We start from the raw sequence: 6,176 nt of genomic DNA, 5'->3' as shown, positions 1-6,176 counted from the left end.
CTCCTAATCGCAAGACTAGATAAGTATACTTACTTACCTGTTTTTATCTTACAACGGGAGGATGATATTTTATATCTACAGTATAGGTGTGGACTTATACAACGGATTCAATTGCCTTCGTCGCCGTATCAACTGGACTTATTATACCATTCAGCTGTGACCAACTTTTCAAAACGATTCTGAAAAGATTCTAAATCGCTATTTGGATTTTCAAGTTGAAGACGAAGTTCTTCTGCCATATCTGAAAATTTCATGATTTTTTTACTTCTGTAGTTCCTATTGACGACAATAGATTTGAATGGTACCTTAATCTTAGCGGCGAGAGTTAAGTAAAAGCAAGAATGAATCTCAGTGGTACTAAAAACAAAAACACCATGAAATTAGAGGAAATTGAAGATATTTCCTCATTACATATAACGGATGAAAAAAGACAGTCCAGAATATTTTCTTTACTTCATAGGCTGCTATTAAATTCGAAAAATAAAACACGTAGGAGTGGATTGATTTCAACTCCTTTTTCCTTCATAATACTTTTATTGAGGTTAATGTATGGATTATGTATATGTGACAAAAGAAAATATTGAACAAGAACACATTTGTTGTTCCATTAGTAGTAATTCAGATGTCCAAGTAAGATCAAAGAAAGATTGGTTGTCTGATCGCTTTGAAGAAGGACTTGTCTTTATTAAATCATCTGTAAGAGGGAAATGCTTTATTGAGTATATTCCTGCAAAGAATGCGTGGATTGGTGTGGACGCAGAAAATTATATGTATATTGATTGTCTATGGGTTTGTGGATCTTTAAAGGGTCATGGCTATTCGAGTGAATTATTAAATATGTGTATTGAAGACAGTAAGAAGAAGGGAATGGATGGAATTTGTATCTTATCTACAAAAAAGAAGACGCCGTATCTTGCAGATCCTAAATTTTTAACATATAAAGGTTTTAAAATCTCTGATGAAGCGAGTAATGGTATTCAATTGTGGTACTTGAATTTTAATGATTCAAAAGTTCCTCAATTTAAATCTTGTGCAAAAGAATGTCATATCGAAGAGTCTGGCTTTGTCTTATATTATACAAGTCAATGTCCTTTTAATGCGAAGTATGTTCCGATTATAGAGAATGTTTCAAAAGAACAAAATATAGAATTTAAAGCGATTCATATAGATACAAAAGAAAAGGCGCAGAATGCGCCAACTCCTATCACTACCTATGCCTTATTCTACAATGGTGATTATATAACGAATGATGTAATGAATGAGAAGAAGTTTTTAAAACTTGTTGAAAAGCTAAAATAGGCACTAATTATCTTGAGACATGATGGTTTTAAATAATAAATATACCAAGTAAATTGTGTTTAGTGCAAATGGAACAATCAGATTGGTACTAATAAGGCTTGCAAAAAAATAGAATGTGGGATAAGGAATTTTCTTCTCCACTCACAATCACATATGGAGACATTGCCATAGTTAAAAAGATCAAAAAATAGATTGCTAAAATGACTAGAAATGATTCTTGTCTTGTTTCATTCGTAAATTCCTTCTTGATCTCATATTTGGCTTGCACTTTAAATTGTTTTGTACTAAAATTCTAAATGTAGTAAATAAATCTGGGGAGCTATTGCTGAGAGGAAGTTCGACTTCGACCCATTAAACCTGACGGATAATGCCGGCGTAGGAAGTATAGATTTTTTTGACCTGTCTTTTTACGTTGCAGGTCTTTTTGTTTTATTGCCTTACTGTAGGGGAGCGCCTAGAGTATAGAAAACAAGCGAGGGAGCCTGAATTGACAGGATGAGAGAGGACTGTTTGTCTAATACCGAACCACAGATGGTTTTTTGCGTGTTTTCTAGGCCATCTGTATCTGTAGGAGGTAGTATTATGAATAAACACAATTACTTATTAAGCTTAGTCTTTTTTTCAATGATGGTAGCTGTTGGAGTAGTCATTTCTCCAATCTTACGTGTAGAAGGAATGTGTCCTATGGCACATCTTATTAATATCACAATGGCTGTATTTATGGGGCCTTGGTATTCATTTCTTTGTGCTTTAGCTATTGGTTTAATTCGTATGACAGTTATGGGAATTCCACCATTGGCTTTAACTGGTGCTATTTTTGGAGCTACATTATCTGGTATTTTATATCGTGTTAGTAAAGGAAAAATCTGGGCTGCCGTACTTGGTGAAGTCATTGGTACAGGTTTAATTGGTTCTGTTCTTTCATATCCAGTGATGACATATTTATGGGGAAGAACTGGACTTACATGGATGTTCTATGTACCTAGCTTTTTAATGGGTACAATCATCGGTGGAAGTATTGCGTATGTTTTATTGAAGTCGATGTCTCGTAGTGGAATCCTAGAAAATATTCAAAGAAAGTTAGGAGTGCAAAAATTTGTTGAAACAAACGAATAATTTGATTCACTGTATCACAAATCCGATTTCAATTAATGATTGTGCAAATCTTATATTAGCTTTAGGAGCGAAGCCAATTATGGCTTGTCACCCCGATGAAGTTGATGATATCACTTGCCATTCTGCGGCTTTGGCATTAAATTTAGGTAACTTTGATGATGTTAGAGCTAAATCTATGATGATTAGTGCAAAATGTGCCAAAGAAAAAGGAATACCATTCATTTTAGATTTGGTTGGAGTGGCTTGTTCAACACTTCGATTAAATTATGCCAAAGAACTTGTTTCTTTATATTGTCCAACCGTCATTAAAGGGAACATCAGTGAATGTAAAGCTTTTTATGGGATGACAAGTCATGCGCACGGTGTAGATGCGGATGTTCTCGATGAAGAGAATATCTATGAAAGCGCAAAATGGCTAAAGGACATGGCTTTACATCTTGGTTGTGTAGTTGTTTGTAGCGGCAAGATCGATGTCATTACAGATGGTAAAGACGTGAATTTAATTTCAAATGGTTGTGAAATGCTTTCAAGAATCACAGGCACTGGATGTATGTTAAATGTGGCAATCGCTACATTTTTAGCTAGTTATTCTCCATTATTGGCTTGTATTAAGGCAACTTGTTATTATGAAGTTGCTGCAGAAAAGACGAAAAGTGAAGGACCTGGAACTTTTCATATGCATTTTATGGATGAGATCTATAAACTTACCAGTTTTGATGAATCTTTGTTTAAAATTGAGGTGTTAGGATGAAAAAAGTAGATTATACATTATATTTTATTACCAATTCAGATGGTTATGATGAAGAAACTTTTTTAAATAAAGTTAAAGGGGCATGTCTAGGTGGAGCAACCATTATACAGCTTCGTGAAAAAAATAAGTCGACTTTAGAGTACTATGAACTCGCTTTAAAAGTAAAAGAGATTACTGATTTTTATCATATTCCATTAATTATTGATGATCGAATCGATGTCGCAATGGCTGTAGGATGTGGTGTTCATTTAGGAAATGAAGATATGCCAATTTCTGTAGCTCGTAAAATAATGGGAAAAGATTGTATTATTGGGGCTACCGCAAAGACTGTTGAAGTTGCAAAAAAAGCAGAGGCTGATGGTGCTGACTATTTGGGTTGTGGTGCCATTTATCCGACAAAGACGCATGTGACGACGACGATTACGAGTGTGGAAACATTGAATGACATTTGTTCGGCTGTCAAGATTCCGGTCTGTGCGATTGGAGGATTAAATAAAGACAATCTTTCTGTTTTAGAAAAGAGTCCTATTCAAGGTGTTTGTGTTGTATCGGCTATTATGGATCAAGAGGATACAAAAAAAGCAGCTGAAGAATTGAAGAAATCGATTCAAAAAATCGTGGCATAACAAATGCCACTTTTATTTTTGAAAAATATAACCTAAAATAGTAATTGCGAGAAAAAGAAAAATATTAGTGCTTTCAATCACCATTGTTGCCCTCGTATTGATTCTTGAAGCATGTATATTAAGATATGTAAATGAAAAGAATGCGCAAACCACATCCTATGTATTATTGGATCGTGTGATTGCGGATCTTGATAAAAATGAGTCGAATGAAGAGCGATTTGTGAAATAATTAAAAGATGATTATATAGTACGTGCTAAAGCCATATCTTATATTGTGGATGCCAAGCCGGAAGTTGAATATGATATTGATAAACATCAAAAAATCGCATCTTTAATGTCCGTGGATGAAATTCATTTTATTGATGATACGGGAACGATCTATTCGGGTTCGATACCTAAGTATTTTGGATATAGCTTTGATTCAGGTGAACAAATGGCTTTCTTTAAACAGATGTTAAATAATAAAGATTTAACATTATGCCAGGATGTCACGCCAAATACGGCTGAAGCTAAAGAGATGATGTATGCGATTACTTGGAATGAGTCGAAAACACATATGGTTCAAGTGGGTATTACGCCAAAGCGTCTTTTAAAGGAGTTGAAACAAAACTAAATTTCAAATGTTGTAGCTGATATGCCTGTGTATAAGGGAATGGAAATTTATGTTGTAAATTCAAAGACGAAAATAATTGAGGGCTACCGACAAAAATAAAATTGGGAAGAAGATTCTGACTTCTGATAGAAACTATCAATATATAACTCGAAAACACGGAAATTATAATGCATCTGTATCCATATCTGAATCGATGCTTTCTCAAAGTAATATCGTAGCGATATTGATTATCGGTATTTATCTAACTTCAGCTTCATGCTTACTTGTTCTTATGCTTTCTAGAGCATTAAAAGAGAAGTATGAAAAAGAAAAATATATGTATACTTCGAATACGGATGGACTGACGAAATGTTTCAATTGACGTGCGTATGATACGGATATGGAAAAGTTAGATTTAAATACGGAATGGGCTTATATATCTTTAGACTTAAATGGTTTAAAACAAGCCAATGATTCACTTGGACATAGTGCAGGGGATGAACTGATTTGTGCGGCTAGTAACTGCATGAAGTTTGCGTTTGCCTCTTATGGAAAAATATATCGTATTGGTGGAGATGAATTTGTCGTATTGATTCAAGAATCTGTATCGAATATCGATTCTATATTACAAGTATTTGATGTGACTATTCATGATTGGCATGGTAAGTACTCCAATTCAATATCTGTATCGTATGGTGTCGTCAAGTCTTCAGAACAAGATTTTGATTCGGTTCAAGAAATAAGTAAATTAGCCGATGAAAGAATGTATCAAAATAAAAAGGATTATTATACAACGAGTTGTAATGATCGAAGAAGGTAATGAAAAAGCATCTCTAGGGATGCTTTTTGTTTTGATATTATTTATTAACTGCTTCTTTTAGAGCTTTGGAAATTTTGAACTTAACAGATTTGCTAGCTTCAATTTGAATCTTTTCTTTCGTTAGAGGATTAATTCCTTCTCTAGCTTTTCTTTCAGTGATTTCAAATTTTCCAAATCCTGCAAGATCTACCGTTTTTCCTTCACTTAAACCTTCAAAGATTTGTGTAAGTGCCAAGTCAACAACTTCAGTAATGTCTTTTTTAGTTAAATGAGAATCTTCGGCAATATTAGAAATAATGTCTTTTTTAGTTAATTTTTCCATGTTTATAAGTCTCCTTTATATCCTTATAATAAGCCTTTTTTCACCATTAGCCAACCCATTAGATGAATTGGTTGAACAAATTCGTTGTTTTTAATTAAATCATTGATTTCATCTTCTGTATATTCTTTGGCTTCTAAAAATTCTGTCGAATCTAGATGCTGATTCGATACTTTTTCACAATCATCGGCATAATATAAATACGCATAATTATCCGCTATGGTAGGATTGCTGGGAATGGTATATATATGTTTCCAGTGATCTGAAACGTAGCCTGTTTCTTCTTGTAGTTCACGCTTAGCTGCTAATAAGGCACTTTCATGTTCGCTTCCTTCAATGCCACCAGCACAAAATTCAGTGGTTACTTTTTTTAGACCATGTCTGAATTGCCGAACAGTTATATATTTATCATCTTTTGTTCTTGCGATAATCACGACAAAGTTTCTTCTTGAATAGTTATAGAAAGGGGAGAATTCCTTTCCGTCTGGAAGAATAAATGACTCTTTACGAAAGTCGATCCATTCATCTTGTACAATATGTTCGGTTTTATTTAATTTCCAATTTAAATCCATTTTTATCACCCAAATTATTATAATCCAAACAAGAAAAGACTTTTTCTGCAAAAAAGTCACACGTCTAAATGACGTGCCCGG

General features: G+C 33.9%; 10 protein-coding genes and 1 riboswitch. Of the genes, 7 read left to right on the top strand and 3 right to left on the bottom strand.

All coding sequences use genetic code 11. From position 1 onward, the window contains the following. Positions 1-128 precede the first annotated feature (128 nt). Entirely contained in the window at positions 129-254 is a 126-nt protein-coding gene (locus LJE08_RS15145) for a hypothetical protein (protein ID WP_255650349.1), read from the bottom strand. A 295-nt stretch (positions 255-549) separates the two neighbouring features. Here LJE08_RS15145 and LJE08_RS12520 point away from each other — a divergent pair, with 295 nt between their 5' ends. The 7 genes from LJE08_RS12520 to LJE08_RS12490 all read left to right on the top strand — a co-directional run bounded on the left by LJE08_RS12520 (position 550) and on the right by LJE08_RS12490 (position 5,204). Then, on the top strand, positions 550-1,299 hold the full coding sequence (locus tag LJE08_RS12520; protein ID WP_227403396.1) for a GNAT family N-acetyltransferase: 750 nt from the start codon (positions 550-552) through the stop codon (positions 1,297-1,299). A gap of 302 nt (positions 1,300-1,601) precedes the next feature. Next, positions 1,602-1,698: riboswitch (TPP riboswitch) on the top strand. A gap of 183 nt (positions 1,699-1,881) precedes the next feature. Further along, positions 1,882-2,415 (top strand): energy coupling factor transporter S component ThiW, encoded by a 534-nt coding sequence (gene thiW, locus LJE08_RS12515; protein ID WP_040466267.1) that lies wholly within the window; start codon positions 1,882-1,884, stop codon positions 2,413-2,415. Next, positions 2,396-3,166, top strand: a complete 771-nt coding sequence (thiM, locus tag LJE08_RS12510) for a hydroxyethylthiazole kinase (protein WP_117923616.1) — start codon at positions 2,396-2,398, stop codon at positions 3,164-3,166. Before thiW ends, thiM begins: the two co-directional genes overlap by 20 nt. Beyond that, on the top strand, positions 3,163-3,792 hold the full coding sequence (thiE, locus tag LJE08_RS12505; protein WP_227403395.1) for a thiamine phosphate synthase: 630 nt from the start codon (positions 3,163-3,165) through the stop codon (positions 3,790-3,792). Before thiM ends, thiE begins: the two co-directional genes overlap by 4 nt. 67 nt (positions 3,793-3,859) lie before the next feature. Further along, entirely contained in the window at positions 3,860-4,021 is a 162-nt protein-coding gene (locus LJE08_RS12500) for a hypothetical protein (RefSeq protein WP_222620999.1), read from the top strand. Positions 4,022-4,066: 45 nt separating this feature from the next. Beyond that, positions 4,067-4,405: a hypothetical protein gene (locus LJE08_RS12495; RefSeq protein WP_217256213.1), complete on the top strand. Its 339-nt coding sequence runs from the start codon at positions 4,067-4,069 to the stop codon at positions 4,403-4,405. Between the two features lie 379 nt (positions 4,406-4,784). Then, positions 4,785-5,204, top strand: coding sequence for a GGDEF domain-containing protein (locus tag LJE08_RS12490; RefSeq protein ID WP_227403394.1), 420 nt, complete (start codon positions 4,785-4,787; stop codon positions 5,202-5,204). A gap of 37 nt (positions 5,205-5,241) precedes the next feature. Here the strand turns inward: LJE08_RS12490 and LJE08_RS12485 are convergent, their stop codons facing one another. Together LJE08_RS12485 and LJE08_RS12480 are read right to left on the bottom strand one after the other, a co-directional pair. Continuing rightward, positions 5,242-5,526: an HU family DNA-binding protein gene (locus tag LJE08_RS12485; RefSeq protein WP_227403393.1), complete on the bottom strand. Its 285-nt coding sequence runs from the start codon at positions 5,524-5,526 to the stop codon at positions 5,242-5,244. A 23-nt stretch (positions 5,527-5,549) separates the two neighbouring features. Further along, the gene (locus LJE08_RS12480; protein ID WP_227403392.1) at positions 5,550-6,095 is read right to left on the bottom strand and encodes an NUDIX hydrolase; all 546 of its coding nucleotides are present in this window, start codon (positions 6,093-6,095) and stop codon (positions 5,550-5,552) included. Between the last annotated feature and the right edge of the window lie 81 nt (positions 6,096-6,176).

The sequence above is a fragment of the Holdemanella sp. DFI.5.55 genome, from assembly GCF_020593575.1.
In the GTDB taxonomy this organism is placed as follows: Bacteria; Bacillota_I; Bacilli_A; order Erysipelotrichales; family Erysipelotrichaceae; genus Holdemanella; species Holdemanella hominis.
This window is presented reverse-complemented; position numbering and strand designations above follow the sequence as displayed.